21 protein-coding genes and 1 pseudogene are annotated in these 19511 nt (G+C 63.6%); 12 read left to right on the forward strand and 10 right to left on the reverse strand.

Annotated elements, in window-relative coordinates; genetic code table 11:
- Positions 1-20: 20 nt before the first annotated feature.
- Complete coding sequence (locus C8J36_RS05415; protein WP_132533317.1) at positions 21-479, reverse strand: GNAT family N-acetyltransferase; 459 nt, start codon at positions 477-479, stop codon at positions 21-23.
- A 221-nt stretch (positions 480-700) separates the two neighbouring features.
- Between C8J36_RS05415 and C8J36_RS05420 the strand changes: the two genes are divergently transcribed.
- Positions 701-1180, forward strand: a complete 480-nt coding sequence (locus tag C8J36_RS05420; protein ID WP_132533318.1) for a hypothetical protein — start codon at positions 701-703, stop codon at positions 1178-1180.
- A 54-nt stretch (positions 1181-1234) separates the two neighbouring features.
- Here the strand turns inward: C8J36_RS05420 and C8J36_RS05425 are convergent, their stop codons facing one another.
- A complete protein-coding gene (locus tag C8J36_RS05425; protein ID WP_132533319.1) occupies positions 1235-2362 on the reverse strand; it encodes a DUF2336 domain-containing protein in 1128 nt (375 codons plus the stop codon).
- Between the two features lie 75 nt (positions 2363-2437).
- Between C8J36_RS05425 and C8J36_RS05430 the strand changes: the two genes are divergently transcribed.
- Positions 2438-3100 (forward strand): hypothetical protein, encoded by a 663-nt coding sequence (locus C8J36_RS05430; protein WP_132533320.1) that lies wholly within the window; start codon positions 2438-2440, stop codon positions 3098-3100.
- Between the two features lie 19 nt (positions 3101-3119).
- Here C8J36_RS05430 and C8J36_RS05435 read toward each other — a convergent pair whose 3' ends face one another.
- A complete protein-coding gene (locus C8J36_RS05435) occupies positions 3120-3722 on the reverse strand; it encodes a flavin reductase family protein (protein ID WP_132533321.1) in 603 nt (200 codons plus the stop codon).
- A gap of 10 nt (positions 3723-3732) precedes the next feature.
- On the reverse strand, positions 3733-4317 hold the full coding sequence (locus tag C8J36_RS05440) for a nitroreductase (protein ID WP_132533323.1): 585 nt from the start codon (positions 4315-4317) through the stop codon (positions 3733-3735).
- Between the two features lie 272 nt (positions 4318-4589).
- Between C8J36_RS05440 and C8J36_RS05445 the strand changes: the two genes are divergently transcribed.
- Positions 4590-5678, forward strand: a complete 1089-nt coding sequence (locus tag C8J36_RS05445) for a hypothetical protein (protein WP_165914962.1) — start codon at positions 4590-4592, stop codon at positions 5676-5678.
- 93 nt (positions 5679-5771) lie between these two features.
- On the opposite strand, the gene thrS is transcribed toward C8J36_RS05445, so the two are convergent.
- The 3 genes from thrS to C8J36_RS05460 all read right to left on the reverse strand — a co-directional run bounded on the left by thrS (position 5772) and on the right by C8J36_RS05460 (position 8751).
- Positions 5772-7763, reverse strand: coding sequence for a threonine--tRNA ligase (gene thrS, locus C8J36_RS05450; protein WP_062596539.1), 1992 nt, complete (start codon positions 7761-7763; stop codon positions 5772-5774).
- A 167-nt stretch (positions 7764-7930) separates the two neighbouring features.
- A complete protein-coding gene (gene yidD, locus C8J36_RS05455; protein ID WP_132533325.1) occupies positions 7931-8284 on the reverse strand; it encodes a membrane protein insertion efficiency factor YidD in 354 nt (117 codons plus the stop codon).
- A gap of 2 nt (positions 8285-8286) precedes the next feature.
- A complete protein-coding gene (locus tag C8J36_RS05460) occupies positions 8287-8751 on the reverse strand; it encodes an iron-sulfur cluster assembly scaffold protein (protein ID WP_132533911.1) in 465 nt (154 codons plus the stop codon).
- Between the two features lie 376 nt (positions 8752-9127).
- Here C8J36_RS05460 and folE point away from each other — a divergent pair, with 376 nt between their 5' ends.
- The 3 genes from folE to C8J36_RS05475 all read left to right on the forward strand — a co-directional run bounded on the left by folE (position 9128) and on the right by C8J36_RS05475 (position 11533).
- Positions 9128-9745, forward strand: coding sequence for a GTP cyclohydrolase I FolE (gene folE / locus C8J36_RS05465; protein WP_062596542.1), 618 nt, complete (start codon positions 9128-9130; stop codon positions 9743-9745).
- Positions 9746-9947: 202 nt separating this feature from the next.
- Positions 9948-10418 (forward strand): phosphoribosyl-AMP cyclohydrolase, encoded by a 471-nt coding sequence (hisI, locus tag C8J36_RS05470; protein WP_132533327.1) that lies wholly within the window; start codon positions 9948-9950, stop codon positions 10416-10418.
- A 128-nt stretch (positions 10419-10546) separates the two neighbouring features.
- On the forward strand, positions 10547-11533 hold the full coding sequence (locus tag C8J36_RS05475) for a patatin-like phospholipase family protein (RefSeq protein ID WP_062596544.1): 987 nt from the start codon (positions 10547-10549) through the stop codon (positions 11531-11533).
- Between the two features lie 29 nt (positions 11534-11562).
- Here the strand turns inward: C8J36_RS05475 and C8J36_RS05480 are convergent, their stop codons facing one another.
- Positions 11563-11991, reverse strand: a complete 429-nt coding sequence (locus tag C8J36_RS05480) for a CBS domain-containing protein (protein ID WP_132533329.1) — start codon at positions 11989-11991, stop codon at positions 11563-11565.
- A 109-nt stretch (positions 11992-12100) separates the two neighbouring features.
- Positions 12101-12799 (reverse strand): annotated as a pseudogene (locus tag C8J36_RS05485) (rhomboid family intramembrane serine protease); the annotation flags it as partial.
- A 661-nt stretch (positions 12800-13460) separates the two neighbouring features.
- Between C8J36_RS05485 and C8J36_RS24780 the strand changes: the two are divergent.
- The 6 genes from C8J36_RS24780 (at position 13461) to C8J36_RS05515 (ending at position 18993) form a co-directional block, all read left to right on the forward strand.
- Positions 13461-14099, forward strand: a complete 639-nt coding sequence (locus tag C8J36_RS24780) for a PAS domain-containing protein (protein ID WP_165914963.1) — start codon at positions 13461-13463, stop codon at positions 14097-14099.
- A 71-nt stretch (positions 14100-14170) separates the two neighbouring features.
- On the forward strand, positions 14171-14779 hold the full coding sequence (locus C8J36_RS05495) for a PilZ domain-containing protein (protein WP_062596547.1): 609 nt from the start codon (positions 14171-14173) through the stop codon (positions 14777-14779).
- A gap of 526 nt (positions 14780-15305) precedes the next feature.
- The gene (locus C8J36_RS05500; RefSeq protein WP_132533334.1) at positions 15306-15917 is read left to right on the forward strand and encodes a transglutaminase-like cysteine peptidase; all 612 of its coding nucleotides are present in this window, start codon (positions 15306-15308) and stop codon (positions 15915-15917) included.
- A gap of 297 nt (positions 15918-16214) precedes the next feature.
- Positions 16215-16970, forward strand: a complete 756-nt coding sequence (locus C8J36_RS05505) for a hypothetical protein (RefSeq protein WP_245506469.1) — start codon at positions 16215-16217, stop codon at positions 16968-16970.
- Positions 16971-17154: 184 nt separating this feature from the next.
- A complete protein-coding gene (locus C8J36_RS05510; protein ID WP_132533336.1) occupies positions 17155-18606 on the forward strand; it encodes an SPOR domain-containing protein in 1452 nt (483 codons plus the stop codon).
- A gap of 117 nt (positions 18607-18723) precedes the next feature.
- Positions 18724-18993 (forward strand): hypothetical protein, encoded by a 270-nt coding sequence (locus C8J36_RS05515; protein ID WP_062596550.1) that lies wholly within the window; start codon positions 18724-18726, stop codon positions 18991-18993.
- A 78-nt stretch (positions 18994-19071) separates the two neighbouring features.
- On the opposite strand, the gene C8J36_RS05520 is transcribed toward C8J36_RS05515, so the two are convergent.
- Positions 19072-19500: a DUF1489 family protein gene (locus C8J36_RS05520; protein ID WP_132533338.1), complete on the reverse strand. Its 429-nt coding sequence runs from the start codon at positions 19498-19500 to the stop codon at positions 19072-19074.
- Positions 19501-19511: the final 11 nt, after the last annotated feature.

Raw genomic sequence — 19511 nt, forward strand, 5'->3', positions numbered from 1 at the left:
CGAGACAGCGGAAAGGTGCGTCAGACGACGATTTTTTCCATGAAGAGGCTGAGCGGATCGGGCATGTAGCTCCCGAACGGCTCGATATCGCGATAGCCGGCCTTGCGATACAGGCTGATGGCTTCCGGCTGGTAGATGCCGGTTTCCAGCCGGACGGTCGTCAGGCCGGTGTCCCGGGCCGTCTGCTCGATCGCGTCCAGGAGGGCCCGCGCTGCCCGCATGCCCCGCGCCTTGGGATCGACGAACATCCGCTTGATCTCGCCGCTCCCGTCACCGGCCGCCACCAGCGCGCAACATCCGACGACGCCGCCGTCGTGCCGCGCGACGAGAAAAGAGACCTCGGGCTTTTCCAACGTTTCCAGATCGACCAGATGATTGCTTTCCGCCGGATAGAGCGACTGTGCGTAGGCATCCGACTGGTGGAGGAGCTCGATGACCTCCGGCTGGCGCGGGGCTTCTTGTCGAATATTGACGGTCACTTGGCGGGATATCCTGAGAAAAAGAATCGGCGGATCAAAGGGCACGCATCGAAGGAGAGGTATGTTCCTACACCGATTCCCGCGAGGATTCAGCCGTGCCGCGGCAAAGGGGCGACGGAAGCAGCGAACGAGCGCCACGAGCCGCGTTTTGGAAAAGCACGCCACAATTTCGAGCCAAGGTCTGTTTACCGTCTTCTTGAATACAGGAGATGAGACAGATCATGGTCAGTGCAGCCCTCGTCGTGATGACGATTCTCGGATGCGACGATAGCGTCAGTCAGTGCCATTATGTCGATACGGTGAAGGGATCCTGGGAGACGGTCGCCGCCTGTGACAACCAGTCCCAGAAGAAACTGCCGGCCTACACGAATGCCAGCTATCCCGTGATCGTCGCCATGTGTGAGAAGACGGTGGACGCCCCGATCGCCGCCGCGGCCGAAAGCGACATCGTCGTACCGCAGGCAACGCCGCCGGTCACGCCCGCCCCTTCGACGTCACCGGCTGTGAGCACGGCCGAAACACCGCCGGCACCACCCGCGGCCAATGGCGGGGCCGCCGCACGCAAGCCTTTGCCGGAGCGGGCTTATGCGATGATCCGCGGTGTGCTGCCGGATGGCCAGAAGATCCGCCATGCCATCTCCGTTCCCGTTCACTACATCGGCGATGGCTATTCCTGGGTTGCGACCCGCATCGCGCGGTGAGGCGTGTATCGATCGGCCCGACTGCGAAGGCCCGACTGCGAAGGCCTGTCGGCGTCAGGCCGCCTGTCGCGCAGCGACGTTCGCATAGTCGCGGGCGAAGCGCCGCTGTTCGGCAATCGCGAGTTTCTCGACGCATTCCGAAAGACCGGAACTGTCTGCCGTATGGCGAAGGCGCTGGACGAGGACGGAGGCGATGGAGGCTGCCGGAATATGGCTGCCCTGCCGGCGCTCCCGGCGCCAGATCAGGATGGCCTCGGCGAAGAGCGTGCTGACGTCGCGGCCGAGCCCCCCCTTTTCGAACAAAGCCTGGAGCGCTTGTATCCGACCGTCCGATAGGATGGAGCGGACCCGCTTTCCGCCGATACGGGTCAGGTCTTCAATGGCGGTCGCGAAAAAATCGATGCGTCCGTGGCAAAGCGCGTTGACGAGCAAGGCCGGTGTCAGGCGCCCCGTGACCCGGAGTTCCTCCACCAGACCCCTGATGTCGGCATCTTCAACCATGCCCGCCATGTCGATGGCGGCGGTCTCGCAAGCCTGTCGCGCGACCCGCTGAAGGCGTTCGGCACCGATGACGGCCTGGAGGAAATCCATGCCCTTGAGCGCGGCGCCAACCTGCTCGACCAGCACCTGGCGGGCATCGGCCGGCAGGTCTTCGCGTTCCAAAAGCAGGTTGCGGATGCTGCACACATCGCCCAGACGATCGGCGAGCCGCTTCAAGGTTCGGCGGGACAGGTCGGCTGCGGTGTTTTCCAGGAGGATCATGACCTCGGGCATGCCGCCGACCTCGCCGATGGCAGCGGCCACCCCACGCGACACCAGCCTGCGGGAGGCGATGAAGGCGCGCAGTTCCGCCGTTCCCCGCGCCGCAAGGTCGATCAGGTCGTCATCCAAAAGCACGGGCGAGCGGGTGGCGACGGCAAAGGCGATTTCCGGCTGGTCTTGGGCCAGCGACAGGATGATCGAGCGGGGCGCTTCCGGCGCTGCGGCGAGCGCTTCGGCCAGGGCCAGTCGAACCTTTGGCGACGGATCATCCAGCAGAAAGGTCATGGCCATGTCGGCCGCGTGCCGGTCGATCCTGTCGCCGTCCTTGGCGCAATACGCGCGTGCGAGTGCGCTTGCGGCGCGGGCGCGGTCCGTCGCCTTGGCGGTTTCGACCCAGCGAAGAAATGCTTGTATGATCACCGACGCCCCACTACGCAAAACGGTCAGATGCTGATGCCATGATGGTAAGCGGGAAACGTTTAAGATTGGTTCACCATGTCGATTAACGCTCATGAAACCGGGCCGATCGTGTTTCTCGATGCGACAGAGGCGATGCCGGGCCCCTGTTTTGCCCTCGTCCATCGGTGGCGAGCCGAGGTTTGCGCTGCGCGACCGCAGCGTCTGATCCTGTCGCTCGATCTCGATCACCTCGAAACGGACGGCTGCGCGGCGCTGTTCGATCGCGTGCAACCGTCCGGGATTCTGCTGACGGGATGCCGGGGACGCGCCGATCTTCAGGCGGCCGACGTCGCCCTCGGGGTCATCGAAGCGGAAACGGGGCGCGCCGCCGGCAGCCTGTCGATCGTCGCCGTCTTCGGCGCGGCATCCGCATCCTTTATCGGCGCGGATCGTCTTGCGGGCGGGTCGCCCCGCCTGATTGCCATCGTCCTGGACGAAGACGCGCTGGCCGCCGCGATCGGCCTATCGCCGGAGACGGCGCGGTCGCTGTCGCCGGCGATCCTGCTGGCGCGCGGCACAATGACGCTTCAGGCCGCCGATGTCGGCGTGCCCTGCTTCTGGTCCCTGCCCTCCGGTGAAACGGATGGGTATGCGCTGAAACGCCTGCGGGATGCAGCCGTTCAGCAGGGTTTTCGGGATGTGGTGGTCGGGACCCCTGCCCATTGGGTGGCGTTCGGACAGGCCGAGTGCCGGAACTGACGATACGGGGCACCGGCGCTCAGCGCTGGGGCCGAATCAGTTCGAAGACATCTCCGGCATCGGCATAGTCCATGTAACCGAGGCGGCCGACCGGTCGCACCTTGGCCATGTCGAAGCGCCCGTCGCGCAAGGCGTCCGCGCGGATGTGGATGCCGACCACCTGGCCGATGACGACATGATTTTCGGCAGGCTCTCCGGACAAGGTCTTCGGCCGGAACATCTCCGTCATCCGGCATTCGAGCGCGGCATAGGCTTCGCCCACGAAGGGCGCCTCGACAAGGGTGCCATCCACCGGCGTCAGTCCGGCCGCATCGAATTCGCTCTCTCCGTGCGGCAGCGGTGCCGAGGAGCGGTTCATCGGATCGACCAGATCGCGGCTGACGAAGCTTGCCGTGAAGACGCCGGTCTCCTCGATATTGCGGACGCTGTCCTTCCATCCCGATGACGAGAACATGACCATCTTCGGCACATCGCTAATGGCATTGAAGAAGGAATACGGCGCGAGGTTGAGGCTGCCGTCCTTCGATCGCGTGCCGATCCAGCCGATCGGACGCGGCGAGACGATGGCCTTGAACGGATCGTGCGGCAGGCCGTGGGCATTGGTATCGGTGGTGTAGAACATCGGCCGGGCCTCACGCGTCGTTGCCGACCCAGGTGACGATGTCGGACAGGGCCGGACGCGGGCGCTCCGTCGGCGGCACCTGCGGCGAACCGATATGAATGAAGCCCGCGACCTTTTCACCGTCGCGAATGCCGAGAACCGGATAGGCCCGCTGGTCGAACGCAAACCATTCGCTCAGCCAGTTCGAGCAATAGCCGAGCGCATTGGCGGCCATCAGCAGGTTGAGGCATACGGCACCGGCCGACATGATCTGCTCCCACTCCGGCACCTTGAAATGCGGCGCCGCCGTGCTGACGACGGCAATGACCACGGGGGCGCGGGTCAACCGCGTGTTCTCGACCTTGATCATCTCCTCGGACAGGTCGGGCTTTGCCTCCAGCGCCAGACGGGCAAGCTGCGCGCTGATGCGGCCGCGTTCTTCGCCGCGATAGACGATGAAGCGCCATGGCGCGAGCTTGCCATGGTCTGGCACGCGTGACGCAAGCGTCAGCATTTCCTCGATTTCGGCCTGGCCGGGACCGGGCTCGCACATCTGGAAGGCGGGAATGGAGCGGCGTGTCGCCAGATAATCCTTGAGGCCGGGAGCTGTCGTCATGTCGGTCACTTTCACGGATGCGGCCGGGCGAGCAGATGCCGTCACAGGCCGGAATGTCGTCTGCGGCCGGCATCCTCCGCCGGTCGTCAATCTCAAATACGGAAGCGGCCTGCCCGGAGCCCAGCAACGGAAGTGCTGTATCCCTGCGTAAACCTGTACCGGTCCTGCACATTATGCAGTAGGTTGCGGCCAGTGAGGTCCGTGCCGCCAGCCACGAAATCGCCATACCGGCGTCTCAAGTGGAGCCACGTCGTCAGGAAGTCAACCGTCTCATGCGTTACCCGGCTCTTCTTCTCTCGCTCCGCCTGGATCCCCGTCCGAGCATGGCGCTCGCTGTCTTCTTCGCTGTCGGCGTCGCGGGTGGCGCCCATGCCCAGACCGTGCAAACGGAGGCTGTGCAGGCCGAAGGGGCGCAGACGCAGCCCTTGCAGACCGATCCTTTCCAGAGCTTCCCCTCGATTTCGGCACCGCCGAAGATGCCCAAGCTGAACAGTTTCAGCCCGGTCATCCCGAGCGAAGCCGCAAAAGGGCCGACCACGCGCGACGTGCGTCTGGAGGCGCTTCTGAAGGACAAGGGCGGCGCGGTGGAGCAAGGACTGACATGGCGCGTCTTCAGCCCGATCCCCGGCTCCGACGGCAAGCTACCGCTTGTCGCGACGTCGCAGGGTGGCTCGGCGGCATTCCAGCTCGTCCCCGGCGAATATTTCGTCAACGTTGCCTTCGGCCGCGCCGGGGCGACACGCAAGATCCGCGTTGCGGAAACCGGCGCCTTCGAACGGCAGGTTCTGGTGCTCGATGCCGGCGGCGTCACCCTGAACGCGGTTTCCGGTGCCGATGTTCGGATACCTCAGGGCGAACTGTCCTTCTCGATCTTTTCCTTCGACGTGAAGGAAGACGGCGAGCGGGCGCTGGTGGTCGCGGACGTGAAGCCGAATACCGTCGTTCGCCTGAACACCGGCACCTACCACGTCGTTTCGAACTACGGCTCCGTCAATGCCGTCATCCGCGCCGATATCCAGGTGGAAGCGGGCAAGCTGACGGAAGCCACGATCCAGCACCGTGCCGCCAAGCTCACCTTGAAGCTGGTCGCCGAGCCGGGCGGCGAAGCGATCGCCGATACGGCCTGGTCGATCCTGACCTCCTCCGGCGACGTGGTCAGCGAAAGTGTCGGCGCCTTCCCCACGCTGGTTCTTGCCGAAGGCGACTACAGCGCGGTCGCCCGCAACAACGAGAAGATCTACCAGCGCGATTTCACCGTCACCGCCGGCGTCAATGCCGATGTCGAGGTGCTTCTGTCGAATACGGCGGCCCAGCCGGGCGCCCAGTCCGCATCCGTCGCACCGGCGAACGCCCAGGACTGAGCCGAGGATCGAGCGGGCCAATTCCGAATCCCGCAGACGAAAGAAGCCGGACCTTTCAGCCCGGCTTCGGTTTCAATCCTCGTGCGATCTTCGTCAGACGGCTGCGGCGGCTCGGGCCTTGCGGGCTTCGGCCTTGCGGCGAAGGTCGGGCGGCGTTGCCTCCTCCACCAGACTTGCAATCGCTTCATCGAGCGTCATCGGGGTTTGCGCCTGCGAACCGAGGCGACGGATGTTGACCGTCCGCTCTTCCGCCTCGCGCTTGCCGCAGACGATGATGACCGGAACCTTGGTGACCGAGTGTTCGCGGACCTTGTAGTTGATCTTCTCGTTGCGGAAGTCGGTTTCCACCGTCAGGCCGGCCTCCCGCAGGAGTTCCGCCACGTCTTCGCCATAGGCATCCGCCTCGGACGTGATGGTGGCGACCACGATCTGCAGCGGCGAGACCCAGAGCGGCATATGGCCGGCGAAGTTCTCGATGAGAATGCCGAGGAAGCGTTCCATCGAGCCGCAGATCGCGCGGTGGATCATCACCGGCTTGGTCTTTTCCGAATTGCTGTCGATATAGAAGGCACCGAAGCGCTCCGGCAGGTTGAAGTCGACCTGCGTCGTGCCGCACTGCCATTCGCGACCGATGGCATCCTTCAGCGTATATTCGAATTTCGGGCCGTAGAAAGCGCCCTCGCCCGGCAGAATTCCGGTCTTGATGCGGCCTTCTGACTGCGCCTCGATCGTCTTCAGGACGTCCATCATGACGCTCTCGGCACGATCCCAGAGTTCGTCGGAACCGACGCGCTTTTCCGGGCGCGTGGAAAGCTTGACGACGACTTCGTCGAAGCCGAAATCCTCGTAGACCGACAGGATGAGGTCGTTGATGCGCAGGCACTCTGCCGCCATCTGCTCGTCCGTGCAGAAGACATGCGCATCGTCCTGCGTGAAGCCGCGCACGCGCATCAGCCCGTGCAGGGCGCCCGAAGGTTCGTAGCGATGCACATTGCCGAATTCCGCAAGGCGGATCGGCAGTTCGCGGTAGGACTTCAGGCCGTGCTTGAAGATCTGCACGTGACCCGGGCAGTTCATCGGCTTCAGCGCGAAGACGCGATCGTCATCCGTATCGTCGCCGGCGACCGTCACCTTGAACATGTTGTCGCGGTACCAGCCCCAGTGACCGGAGGTCTCCCAGAGCGACTTGTCCAGCACCTGCGGCGCATTGACCTCCTGATAGGTACCGGCGAGGCGACGGCGCATATAGGCGACCAGCGTCTGGAAGATACGCCAGCCCTTGCCATGCCAGAAGACGACGCCCGGTCCCTCCTCCTGGAAATGGAACAGGTCCATCTCGCGGCCGAGCTTGCGGTGGTCGCGTTTCTCGGCCTCGGCGAGGACGTTCAGATAGTGGTCGAGGTCTTCCTGCGTATGCCAGGCCGTGCCGTAGATGCGGGTCAGCATGGGATTGTTGCTGTCGCCACGCCAATAGGCGCCGGCCACCTTCATCAGCTTGAAGGCGGTGCCGATCTGGCCCGTGGAGGCCATATGCGGCCCGCGGCAGAGGTCGAACCAGTCGCCCTGATAATAGATCTTCAGGTCCTGGCCTTCGGCGATCGCATCGACCAGTTCGACCTTGTAGGCCTCGCCCTTGTCGGCAAAGACCTGACGCGCCTTGTCGCGCGGCCAGACTTCTTTGGTGAAGGGCTTGTTGCGTTGGATGATCTCCTTCATCCGCTTTTCGATCTTCGGCAGATCGTCGGGCGTGAAAGGCTCGGCCTTGGCGAAATCGTAGTAGAAGCCGTTCTCGATGACCGGGCCGATGGTCACCTGCGTGCCGGGCCAGAGTTCCTGCACCGCCTCCGCCATGACATGCGCGGCATCGTGGCGGATGAGTTCCAGCGCGCGCGGGTCCTCGCGGGTGACGATTTCCAGGCGACCGTTCTCGACCGGGTCGGACAGGTCGCGCAGCGTCCCGTCCAGCGCGATGGCGACGGCCTTCTTGGCAAGCGACTTGGAAATCGATTCGGCAACCTCGCGGCCGGTCGTGCCGGGGGCGAATTCGCGGATGGAGCCATCGGGAAACGTGAGGGCAACGGACATTGTCTATCTCCTATCCAGTCCCGCCAACGAATGCGGGTGGGGAATGCGATGAATGGGGCCGCGTGGGGCTTTGGAGGCCACGAGGTTTCCCTGCGGACGCGCGCGGTATAATGGCATTCGCCGCATGTGGAAAGAGGTCAAGGGCGCCTGCCCTCCTCAGTCCGGCCTCAGGACGCGCGCCGCCAGGGTGCCAGCCAGCGAAGCCTGCCTTCGAGTTTCGGCGGTACGGGGTCCAGTCCGCCCTTTCCGCCGGGGCCGCAGCGGGCGATCCGGTAGAGCGTCATCCAACTGCCCGGCCACAGACCGTGACGGGCGATCGCCTCATAGCCATATTCGGAACAGGTCGGCACATGGCGGCAGCCCGCACCGATGAAGCTCGACAAGGTCAGCTGGTAAAGGCGGACCAGCCCCATGCCGGCCAGGCGGCCCGGCGTTCTGCGGAACGGATCCTGCCAGTTGCGCCCCCTGTAGGGGCCGGGTCGGCCGGTGTCGTGCTCGCACTCCGCGTTACCGTCGCACATGGTCAGACATGCGCCTTTTCCGCCTGCTGCGCGTCGGAGCGCGCGGCCTCGACCTGCCCGATCGCATCCACCACGGCATCGAAGGTCAGCATGGTCGAGGCATGGCGGGCCTTGTAATCCTTGACCGGGCGGAGAATGCGCATGTCGGAGAACCGCCCGTCGGGACCTTCGCCATCGGCTTTGAGCATGGCGAGCATCGCCTCTCGCGCCGCCCTCACCTCGTCCACGCTCGCACCCACGATGTTACGCGCCAGGATGGACGACGAGGCCTGACCCAGCGCACATGCCTTGACGTCATGGGCAAAATCCGTGATGTGCCCGTCGGCCATGCGGATGGTGACCTTTACCTTCGAGCCGCACAGCTTGGAGTGGGCCGACGCCTCCGCGTCCGCCGGCTCGAGGCGCCCGCTGCGCGGAATGTTTCCGGCGAATTCCAGAATGCGGCTGTTGTAGATATCATCCATGATACGGCCATCCCGCTGTCGTGCCCGTTCGACGTCCGAAAACGGGCAATCGATATGATTTCGCGTGGATATAGTCACGAGGCGGATGATTTTCTCCACCTTGGCGGAAAAAAGAACCGGGGCGTCGCGTCGGCCTCTTTTACACCCGTTGCCATATATTATATGGTGCCTACGGAAAAGGCGACAGGGCAGAGGTGCTGCTGTCGCTTGTTGTTTTGGGAACCGTGCCGAATGGGGGAGAGCCTTGACCTCTCTCTCCGTAAAGCCCCGGAGCCCGCCAACGGCAACCGAAGCCTGGCGACATGCGCGGGCGACCGGTGAGTGGCGAGTTGTCCGTAACGATCAACGTCAAGCTACGCGCCACGCAGCAGAGGCCATCATGGATGCCATCGTGAAGAATTTTCCGTCGCAAACGGACGTTGACGGTCGGCCGTCGCAGAAGGAAGCCGAGGACGCCGTGCGTGTGCTCCTGCGTTGGGCAGGCGACGATCCGCAGCGCGAGGGCCTGCTCGACACGCCGACACGCGTCGTGAAAGCCTACAAGGAGCTCTTCTCCGGCTATGATCTTGCCGCCGAGGACGTTCTGGGCCGCACCTTCGAGGAGGTGGCAGGCTTCGACGATATCGTGCTGGTCAAGGATATCGTCTTTCATTCACATTGCGAGCACCACATGCTGCCGGTCATCGGCCGGGCGCATGTCGCCTATCTTCCGGAAGGCCGCGTTCTCGGCCTCTCGAAGATTGCACGGGTGGTCGATATCTTCGGGCGGCGGCTGCAGACGCAGGAAAGCATGACGGCGCAGATCGCCGGTGCGATCAACGAGACGCTGCGTCCGCGCGGCGTGGCCGTGATGATCGAGGCGGAGCATATGTGCATGGCCATGCGCGGCGTGCTGAAGCAGGGCTCGACCACGCTGACCACGACCTTCACCGGCTCGTTCAAGACGGACCCGGCCGAGCAGGCCCGCTTCATGTCGATGGTGCGCGGTTTCCGCTAAGCACCGGTTCGACCGCGCATAGCTGCCGGTCCAGACCATTCTGCACCGGCGCCATACCGTTCGCATGCACGGCAGGTGCGTTTCTCCTTCTCTCCCGTGCCTTCCGGAGCGAGCGCCATTGTCGCGCTCTCCGGCACGCTGTAAATCTGGTAAAGATGCGCGTCAGGCGCAGGCATCTGCACGTTTAGCCGGAGTCCCCATCATGCCCCTCGTCTTTGCCCAGCCGTCATCCGACAAATCCAATGTCGAGGAAGGCGTCGTCTTCACACCGCGGTTCGACGGGCACGGTCTGGTGACGGCCGTGGTCACGGATGCTGCGGATGGGATGCTGCTGATGGTGGCGCATATGAATGCGGAAGCACTGGCGCTGACGGTCGAGACGGGGATTGCCCATTACTACAGCCGGTCCCGCAAGGCCCTCTGGAAGAAGGGGGAAACCTCGGGCAATCTGCAGACCGTCGTCGAGCTGCGAACCGATTGCGACCAGGATGCGGTCTGGCTGAGGGTGAAGGTCGCCGGCCACGACGCAACCTGCCATACGGGGCGTCGCTCGTGCTTCTACCGGTCGGTCGATATTGCCGATGGTGCGGTGAGGCTGACCGTTCGCGACGATATCCGGCATTTCGATCCGAATGCGGTGTACGAAAAGACGGGCGGCAGCGATAAGAAATAAGCAGCTGCTTCTATTTGAGACAGTTTTCCGGAGGCTAAACGAAGTTTCAATGTCCTTGGCGCTCTAATGTCTTGAGATAAGGCCGAAGCCTTCAGAAGGGGCCCGGCCATTTGGCGGACAGGTGCCCCATGCTGAACTGGACATTCTCTCGACATGGAACGGGTGCAGAAACGCCGGCACCGCATGACGGCACGGGCAGCGGGCCTGTCCGGATCGAGCAGGAAGGAACAGGCCGCGTCTTGACCGTCGCCCCGGAGAAACCAAAGATCGCACTCGCGCTTGGCGGCGGCGCCGCCCGCGGCTGGGCCCATATCGGCGTTCTGCGCGCGCTCGACGAGGAAGGCATTCCCGTCGGCATGATTGCGGGGACATCGATCGGCGCGCTGGTCGGAGGCTGCTATCTCGCGGGGAAACTCGATGAACTCGAGGCTTTCGCCCGGTCTTTGACGATGCGGCGCATTGCAGGGCTGCTCGATCTCGCCATCGGCGGCGGCGGGCTCTTCGGCGGCTTGCGTCTGACGCGGCGCATGCAGGAGCATCTCGCTGATGTGTCGATCGAAAGTCTCGGGCGGCCTTTCGTCGCCATCGCCACCGACATCCGCTCCGGCCACGAGGTGTGGCTCTCGGAGGGTTCGCTGATCACGGCCCTGCGCGCCTCCTATGCCCTGCCCGGCATTTTCGAACCGGTGCGTTGCAATGGCCGGATGCTGGTCGATGGGGCCCTCGTCAATCCGGTTCCGGTTTCGGTGTGCCGCGCCTACGAGCAGCCGCTCGTCGTGGCCGTCAATCTGCAATACGATCTCTATGGTCGCTCGGCCGTCATCAAGCTGCGGGCCAGCGATCCCGTCACCCCGGCGGAACCCCGGAAGACGGCAGAACCCGTGGCGCGTCTCGGCATGACCAGCGTGATGGTGCAGGCCTTCAACGTCATCCAGGACCGGATCTCGCGGGCAAAGCTTGCCGGAGACCCGCCGGACATATCGCTGCACCCGAAGCTCAGCGACATCGGCCTGTCGGAGTTTCACCGCGCCGGCGAGGCGATCGATCGTGGCTATGTCGAAACCAAGAACCGCCTCACCGAACTCAAGCGCCTGCTGGAAACCGTGTTGCGCTGATCGCCGCGCGTGACGGTTCCATCCGTCGCCTAACCCGCGATATAGGCCTTGATCTCGCGCGCTTCGTGTTCGATCGCGCGAATGTGGCTGCGCACGGCGTCGCCGATCGACACGATTCCGACGAGACGGCCATTGCGCGCGACGGGCAGATGGCGGGCACGATGGCTGTTCATGATCTCCATGACCGCGTCGATCTCCATCTCCTCGCTGCAGGTGTGAACGTCCCGGCACATGACGTCGGTCACCGGCCGGTCCAGACACTCGGCGCCGTATCGCGCGATTGCGGCGACCACATCACGCTCCGCAAAAAGGCCGGCGATCGCCTCCTGCTCATCCAGCACCACGACCGTGCCGATCCGGTGCTCGGCCAAAAGCGCTGCCGCCTCCCGCACCATCATGTCCGGCGCAATGGTGACAACCTTGCGGCCCTTCTCGTCCAGCATCCTCTTCACCGTCATTTGAAACCTCCCGCTTTCCTTGCGCCTGAGACAAGTTGACGCAGGCAAAGACTACCGCAATCTGCGGAAAAACGGAAATGCGTCAAACGGACGATGCGAAGCCTGCCGATCAATCCCGTTGCGCGCGGTCCTCGATCTTCATGGGCGGATCGATCAGCCCGAAGAACAGGAAGCCGAAGAGGAAACCGCCGATATGCGCCTCCCAGGCGATGCCGGCGCCGCCATCGAGCGTGAACAGGCCCAGTCCGATCAGCAGATTCGTCGCAAACCAGACGCCGGCAAAAAACAGAACCGAGCGATTGGAGAGCGCCTCACGGATGCTGAGACGCGGGTTGCGGTGGGCGAACTGACGGCTGATGCGGCCGCTCGGCGAGAACACGAAGCGGGCTGCGGCCCCCATCAGGCCGGCGACCACGCCGGAGGCGCCGATGACCACCGTCATGTCCCCCCAATGAAGCGCGAGATGCAGGCCGACGGCGGCCATCGCCGAAAGACACCAGAAGATCGCCAATCTGCCGGCACCGATCCGGCGAACGACCGGCGCGCCGAAGGCAAGCATCCAGAAGGCATTGAAGATCAGATGCTCCCAGGAACCATGCAGGAAGGAATAGGTGATGGGCGTCCAGAGCCATGCCAGACCCTGCTCCGCCAGCGGGTGATCGTAGCGGGCCGGCAGGAAGGCGAAGTTGAAGATCAGCTCGTCATCGATCTCGACGGACAGAAGATAGGTGCGCACGGCATGAATGAGGACGAGGACGGCGAGAATCCAGACGAGGCTGGACGGCAGGTTGAACGCCGGCTCGCGGGCGGGCGGCCCGAAACCGTTGACGGTGCTGGGGCCGGTGCCCGACGGGCCGTGCGCTTCGGAAAGCGCCTCTGAAGACTGGGGCCCCGACACCCTCTGCTCGACCGAACCATCGCGGTCATCAGGACGATCGTCGCGATTCTCATCCTTTCCATCGGCAGGTCTCACGCCGTCGCCTTCGGGCGATGACAGGCGGCCGGCTGTGGCTGTCGTCTCCGGCGCACGCCCGTCGATCTGGGGAACGCCCGAATGTCGAGGCGTGCCGGGTGTGGACGTGTTGTCTCGGTCGGTCATTGTGAAGATGCTCTCGGTCGTCGTGTGCAAGGCGCGGTTATCCCCTGCCCGGCTGCGGCTGGCAAGCTCTCCCGTCGGTGCCGATCGTCGCATGCAGGAACAGGCTCGAAAGGATGCCGCGCAAAAAAACGCCGCTCCGGAAAACCGAAGCGGCGTGCGGTCTCTCATGCGGACCGAGGTGGTGCCGAAGGCGACCCTTCGTGACGTGATGTCTCCTTTTGACAGCGTGCACGCACAGGGGCAATCGGAGCACATCGTTAACCTTAACTGCGCTGTGGCACGCAACTTGCGAGGTACTCTCTGCAGGCCGCCAACGAACGACGTATCGATCCGATGCGGGACGGTTTTGCTCCAAAACGGGACGACCGACATGAAGACGCGCACATCGACCGACATTTTCCGGTACTGGCAGAGCCTTCGCGAAAAGGGTCGAACCCCATCGCGGGATCAACTCGACCCCGGCGCGATCCGCGATGCGTTGCCGGATGTCTTCATCCTCGAACAGGCCGAGGCCGATCAAGGCCGAACAGCGTCTCCACGCTTCCGGCTGGCGGGTACGCGCCTCTGCGCCCTGTTCGTGCGCGAATTGCGGGGTGCCCGGCTGGACAGTCTCTGGTCCGCCGCCGACATGCAGGATCTCGCCGACGTCACGCGTCGCGTCATGCTTTCCGGCGAACCCGCGGTCATCCAGGCTTCCGGGATCGCCGATGGCGAGCGGCTGGCCGCGGAACTCGTGCTTCTCCCGCTCCTGTCGCGCGGAGGACGTCACGACCGGATTTTCGGGTCGCTCACGCCGATCTCCCGCCCGGCCTGGATCGGTGCGCGACCGTTGCCCTTCCTGTCGATCGACCGTGTCGCGTTTCCCGACCGGGACCTGCCCGTGCGCAGCGTCGCGGTGCGCGCGACCGTTTCGCGGACGTTTGCCGCACCGACCCGGGATACGGCTCTCCGGCAGGCCCTGTCCCGGGTGATGCATCTCTCGGTCATGGACGGCGGCAAGGGGCGATAGGCCGGTCTTCGAAGACTCTGTTAACCCGGTTCTTGTATTCGTAAGTGTGCAAAGTCCATGGGCGCGTCGCGATGTTCAACTTCAGTCAATCCCAAGCCGCGACTCAGAAGGCGCACGATGAAAGCGCCTTCCAGCGCGTCACCGTGAACCTCGGCGGCCGGTTGATGCTGGCCAGCCACGACGAATATGATTGCACCGCAACGGAAATGTCGCCGGGCGACGTCTTCTTCTCCACGACGGCCCGCCCACGGATCGGCGAACGCGTCATCGCCTATGTCGATCATGTCGGCCGCATCGAGGGTCTCGTTTCGCGGCTCGCCGATGGGTCCTTCACCGTTCGCATCAATGCGACGGAGCGTAAGCGTGACAAGCTTGCCGCCCAGCTGACCTGGATTGCCAACAAGCACGAGCTCGGACTGCCGGAAGACCGGCGGCACGACCGTCTGGCGCCGCGCAAGACCCAGACGGAGATCACGCTCGAGGACGGCACGCGCTATGCCTGCCGCATCATCGACCTTTCCCTTTCCGGCGCTGCCGTGGATACGGAATTCCGTTTCGAGCTGGGAACGCCGATGCTGCTCGGCAATATGCGCGGACGGATCGTCCGCCATTTCCAGGAAGGCGTCGCCATCGAGTTCCTGGGCGTCCAGTCGCGCGACACGCTGCGCGAATTTCTCTGATCGCCTTTCTGTAAGCTTCGGCGAAAACATCGGTCGTCGTTCCGCGTCGAGACAACGCGTGCTTCCCTGTCTGCCGCCACGGCCGGGCGGGTAAGCGCCGCTAGACTTTGCCCTCCCTCTCCCGTCCAGAACGTCGCACCGTCAGAACGTCCGAACGGCCCTTTGCAGTTTATCCTAACCAGATCATGAACATATCCGGGTGCCGTTTTCCGTTCTGGAACGCGCAGCGACGTGCAGAAGGACAGGCTCACGGAGGATCGTCCCGTGCGCCAAGCGGTTTATGGCCGATCCGCGTTTACTTTTTTATCGTTCCAATCCAGTGGTTTAGACCTTATCTCGTACGTCATTTCTTACGGTCATCGCTAAAGTTTTCGACGAAACCAGTTCAAATACAGATAAAACAATCATAGAGTTTTATTCGACTTTTATATTCAGTTTATCTGCATTTGTACTTTGTTTTACTTCGGACTTTTGGCGGAGATCAAAAGGTCCGTGTCATTCTGTGCCTGTAACGGGGACACAGACAATGACAAGAACAAAAAGCTTCAAAGCAGGCTTCTTCGGCGCACTCGGCTCTTTCGCCCTGGCGACATCCGCATTCGCATTCCCAGCCAACATGGCAACGGAGGGACCGACCAATCCACCCGTCGGACATTATGAATTTTGCCGCACGGCTCCGGACGAATGCCGTTCCAATCCCTCCAAGGCAGCACCGCTGGCCCTGACGCGGGAGAGCTGGAAGACCATTCTCGAGGTCAATTACGACGTCAACGAGCGGATCACGCCGATGACCGATAAGGAAATCTACGGCGTCGAGGAATACTGGGCCTATCCGGAGACCGTCGGCGACTGTGAAGACTACGTTCTCCTGAAGCGTCGCGAGCTGATGCAGGCCGGCATCGCTCCGGGCAATCTCCTGATCACCGTCGTGCTTCAGCCGAACGGCGACGGACACGCGGTGCTGACCGTGCGCACGGATCGCGGCGACTTCATCCTCGACAACATGCGCAGCAAGGTGCTGATCTGGTCGGATACGGAATATACCTATCTGAAGCGCCAGTCGGTCGAGAATGCCGGTCGATGGGTCAAGCTGGAAGACGGTCGCGCCGTGGCTGTCGGCAGCGTCCAGACGCAGTAAGGAAGCGCACCGCTTAGCGGCCTTCCCATCGACCCAAAGTTTGGGTCTGCAGGGTGATCCCCGTCACCGGCGGCCCATAAGGCCGGCTCCGCTGTCCCCGGAGCCGGCCTTCTTCATGTTTCAAGGCGAGGTTTCGTCCCAAGCATTCCTTCCCGGCAGGCGTGCTTTACGGAAAATTAACCTTGCTGCGTCAGCCTGACCCGGTGTCGATCTGCGGTTCGTTCATCCTTGCCGGTCGATCCTGCGCCGGCTCGGCACAGGTGCGCGCCGCGCCGGGAGGGATGCTGGAACGAACCGATGACCACTTCATCAGAGCTCGCTGCACCCTCCGGAACCTCCGCTCCCGATCTCGGCCCGTCGGGCCCGCGCATCCTTCTGCGCGCGGGATTGGCGATCGGTCTCCTTGCCGCCCTCACGGTCGCGATCTGCATCGGCGGACCCCAAATCGGCGCGACGCTCGCGCTTGGCGGCAATACCACCAGTACAGATAATACCGACATCGTGATCGGCACGGACCATCTCCGCCTGCCCGCCCATTACATTCGTTTTGCCGATCAGCGTCAGACCGGCGCAGCGGAACGCGTCGATCTTTATGCGACCTGGCCGGAGATGCAGGGTTATAGCGATGCGACGCGGGGCCGCTTCAACGACGTCACGCGCACGGACGGCCTGATCTTCCTGCAGATTTCCCAGAGCACCATGTCGCGCGATATGTCGGGCCGCATCGCGCCGATCTACAGCCATCTGTTCGAAGGCGCCCCCACGGACGGTCCCGCAGGCCTGACCGGTCACCGCATGACGGCCACCTCGGGATACGGCGCCGAAATCTTCTTCACCGCACCGTCCGGCACGACGGGTGGGCCCGACGCGTTTGGCGTGCGCTGCCTCATGCCCGAGCGCCCGGAGCTTGCGACCAGCGCCGATTGCCAGCGCGACGTTCACGCGGGTCAGGATCTTGTGGTGCTCTACCGGTTCTCCAGCCAATTGCTGCCACAATGGCACGCCATCGATGAGGCTGTTCTCCGTTTCGTCGAGGCGAAACTCGTCCCCTGATGCGAAAGGGCGACTTTGGCCCAGGCAACGACACAGGCGACCACTGTCTCAAATTTGAAACCAATCCTTCATCATAAACCGATTGGTAACGCTGTGACGATAAAGTCTGGGCAACGGTCGTCCGTAGGGGGGCGATGCCCGGACGACAATTTTTGATCTGAGAATGAAGAGAAGCGTAGTGTCCATGCCAACATTGAACGGTTCCACCGAGCGTCAGCCGACCCCATTCTTCAAAACGGCTTCACGTATGATCGTTGCCTCCGTCGTGGCGGTCTGTGTGTTTGCAGCCCCTGCAATGGCTGCCAAGTATGCGGGCATCGTCGTCGATGCGAAAACCGGCAAGGTGCTCTACAGCGAAGATGCCGACAGCCTGCGCTATCCCGCTTCGCTTACGAAGATGATGACCCTCTATCTGACCTTCGAAGCGCTGGAAGCCGGAAAGGTCCGCAAGGACACACCCGTTCCCTTCTCCAAGAATGCCTCCGCAGAACCGCCCTCGAAGCTCGGCGTTCGCGCCGGCCAGACGATCACCGTCGAGCAGGCGATCCAGGCGCTCGTGACGCGTTCCGCCAACGATGCAGCAACGGCGCTCGGCGAATTTCTCGGCGGCTCGGAAGACCGCTTCGCCCGGATCATGACCAGCAAGGCCCGTGCGCTCGGCATGACGCGCACCACCTATCGCAACGCCAATGGCCTACCGAACGACGCCCAGATGACCACCGCGCGCGACCAGGCCCGGCTCGGCATGGCGCTTCGTCAGCATTTTCCGCAGTATTACAGCTATTTCTCGACCCGCAGCTTCACCTTCGGCCGGCAGGTCATCGGCAATCACAACCGTCTGCTCGGCAATGTCCGCGGCGTCGATGGCATCAAGACGGGCTACACCCGTGCCGCCGGCTTCAACCTCGTGACCTCGGCGCAGGCCGACGGCCGCAGCATCGTCGGCGTGGTTCTCGGCGGCAAGTCGGGCGGCGCCCGCGATGCGCAGATGCGTGCTCTCGTCGCCAAGTACATGCCGGCAGCCTCGCGCAGCGGCAGCGGCAATCTCGTTGCGGAAACCCAGGATGCGCCGACCCTTTCGGCGAGCGAATCCCGCCAGGTCTCGACCGCAGCGGCGACCGGCGGCAGCTTCAACCTGCCCAATAGCGGTCCTGTTCCCGGCGCCCGCTACAGCGAGGAAACGACCCGCAGCGTCGAAGTCGCCTATGCCGCAGAACCCAAGGTCAGCGCCAGCGCCAACCCCGTTCTCGCCAAGCCGAACACGCTGGAAGCCCAGAGCCAGAAGCTCGCATCGCTCGGCAGCAATGCCGCCATCGACCGCCAGGTCACGAATTCCGTCGCCAGAAAGGCCTCCGAGGCCGTCACGGAAGACGAGGCGGCGGCGCCCGCTTCCGGCTGGATCATCCAGATCGGCGCGACGCCCGACAAGGGCCAGGCCATGACGCTGCTCGGCAACGCCAAGGAAAAGGGCGGCAAGGCGCTCTCCGCCGCCACCCCCTTCACGGTGGCCGTTTCGAGCGGCAGCAGCCAGCTCTATCGCGCCCGCTTTGGCGGCTTCTCCAGCCAGGACAAGGCCGTCAACGCCTGCTCGGCCCTGAAGAAGAAGGGTTTCGCCTGCTGGGCCGCCGCTCAATAAGCGCGCGTCTTCTGGAAAGGTCGGCGTAAACGCCGACCCGTCCCAACCTACGAGCGCCGGCGTCTCCAGTTGCGCCGGCCTCCTCCTCGGATTTGTTTTGCGTCAACGGGGTCAGTCATGTCGATGAATGAAAACGGTTCGGGAGCCCCTCTGCTCCCCGACAACAAGGTTCGCCGCGCACCGCGCCGGGGACTTCACCCGCTCCACGAAGCGGCCATGCGCATTGCCGAACTCGGCGCAAAGCCGCGGTCGAAGACCAAGGACCTGGTGGGCATGCTGCTCACGCATGGCGCCCGCGCCTGGCGCTCGACGCAGCCGGATGTCTCCATCCACCTCCACGTCACCGCGCCTTCGTCGCGCCGCCCGGTTCGACTGAGAATCAAATAGCCTCAGCATGAGCCCCGATCAACGAAAGCCCGCCGCGCGTAAATCCGCCGGCGGGCTTCGTCGTTGCGGCAAGGTCTGTCAAAGAAGCCCGAGTTCGGTCAGTTCGCGACGCAGATCGCTGGGCATGTCTGCCGTCTCGGAGGCGAGATCGCGCGGCGCATCGGCGTCCGTCAGGTAACGCCAGCCCTGGAAAGGACGGCGTGGCTGGAAATCCGTATCGATGACCTCCGGGCCGAGAATGAGGTTGCAGCGCCCGATGCCCTCGCCGTCGGTAAAGGTGGTGATATCGAGCAGGCGCTGGCGGGCCTGCACCTGCCCCTTGATCACCCAATAGAGCGAACCGCCATCGAGCAACTCCTCCATCCGCTTCGGCACCATTCGCGTGGTGTGGAAGGACTGTGGCGCGAGGCCGGCTGCCATCGCGTTCAGCGCCCGATGGGCGACCCAGTCGCGCAGATCGTCGATCGAATCCGCGCCGACGCAAAGCTTGAGAAGATGCAAGGCCATGATGGCGCGTT

It is taken from the genome of Rhizobium sp. PP-F2F-G48, from assembly GCF_004342335.1.
Classification (GTDB): Bacteria; Pseudomonadota; Alphaproteobacteria; order Rhizobiales; family Rhizobiaceae; genus Ferranicluibacter.

Coding starts and splice junctions, on each gene's coding strand:
- C8J36_RS05510 (WP_132533336.1), top strand. CDS start 17,155: ATGCCAACATTGAACGGTTCCACCGAGCGTCAGCCGACCCCATTCTTC.
- C8J36_RS05420 (WP_132533318.1), top strand. CDS start 701: ATGGTCAGTGCAGCCCTCGTCGTGATGACGATTCTCGGATGCGACGAT.
- C8J36_RS05440 (WP_132533323.1), bottom strand. CDS start 4,317: ATGACGACAGCTCCCGGCCTCAAGGATTATCTGGCGACACGCCGCTCC.
- C8J36_RS24780 (WP_165914963.1), top strand. CDS start 13,461: ATGAAGACGCGCACATCGACCGACATTTTCCGGTACTGGCAGAGCCTT.
- folE (WP_062596542.1), top strand. CDS start 9,128: ATGGATGCCATCGTGAAGAATTTTCCGTCGCAAACGGACGTTGACGGT.
- thrS (WP_062596539.1), bottom strand. CDS start 7,763: ATGTCCGTTGCCCTCACGTTTCCCGATGGCTCCATCCGCGAATTCGCC.
- hisI (WP_132533327.1), top strand. CDS start 9,948: ATGCCCCTCGTCTTTGCCCAGCCGTCATCCGACAAATCCAATGTCGAG.
- C8J36_RS05475 (WP_062596544.1), top strand. CDS start 10,547: ATGCTGAACTGGACATTCTCTCGACATGGAACGGGTGCAGAAACGCCG.
- C8J36_RS05480 (WP_132533329.1), bottom strand. CDS start 11,991: ATGACGGTGAAGAGGATGCTGGACGAGAAGGGCCGCAAGGTTGTCACC.
- C8J36_RS05430 (WP_132533320.1), top strand. CDS start 2,438: ATGTCGATTAACGCTCATGAAACCGGGCCGATCGTGTTTCTCGATGCG.
- C8J36_RS05435 (WP_132533321.1), bottom strand. CDS start 3,722: ATGTTCTACACCACCGATACCAATGCCCACGGCCTGCCGCACGATCCG.
- C8J36_RS05505 (WP_245506469.1), top strand. CDS start 16,215: ATGACCACTTCATCAGAGCTCGCTGCACCCTCCGGAACCTCCGCTCCC.
- C8J36_RS05515 (WP_062596550.1), top strand. CDS start 18,724: ATGTCGATGAATGAAAACGGTTCGGGAGCCCCTCTGCTCCCCGACAAC.
- C8J36_RS05495 (WP_062596547.1), top strand. CDS start 14,171: ATGTTCAACTTCAGTCAATCCCAAGCCGCGACTCAGAAGGCGCACGAT.
- C8J36_RS05445 (WP_165914962.1), top strand. CDS start 4,590: ATGCGTTACCCGGCTCTTCTTCTCTCGCTCCGCCTGGATCCCCGTCCG.
- C8J36_RS05520 (WP_132533338.1), bottom strand. CDS start 19,500: ATGGCCTTGCATCTTCTCAAGCTTTGCGTCGGCGCGGATTCGATCGAC.
- yidD (WP_132533325.1), bottom strand. CDS start 8,284: ATGTGCGACGGTAACGCGGAGTGCGAGCACGACACCGGCCGACCCGGC.
- C8J36_RS05500 (WP_132533334.1), top strand. CDS start 15,306: ATGACAAGAACAAAAAGCTTCAAAGCAGGCTTCTTCGGCGCACTCGGC.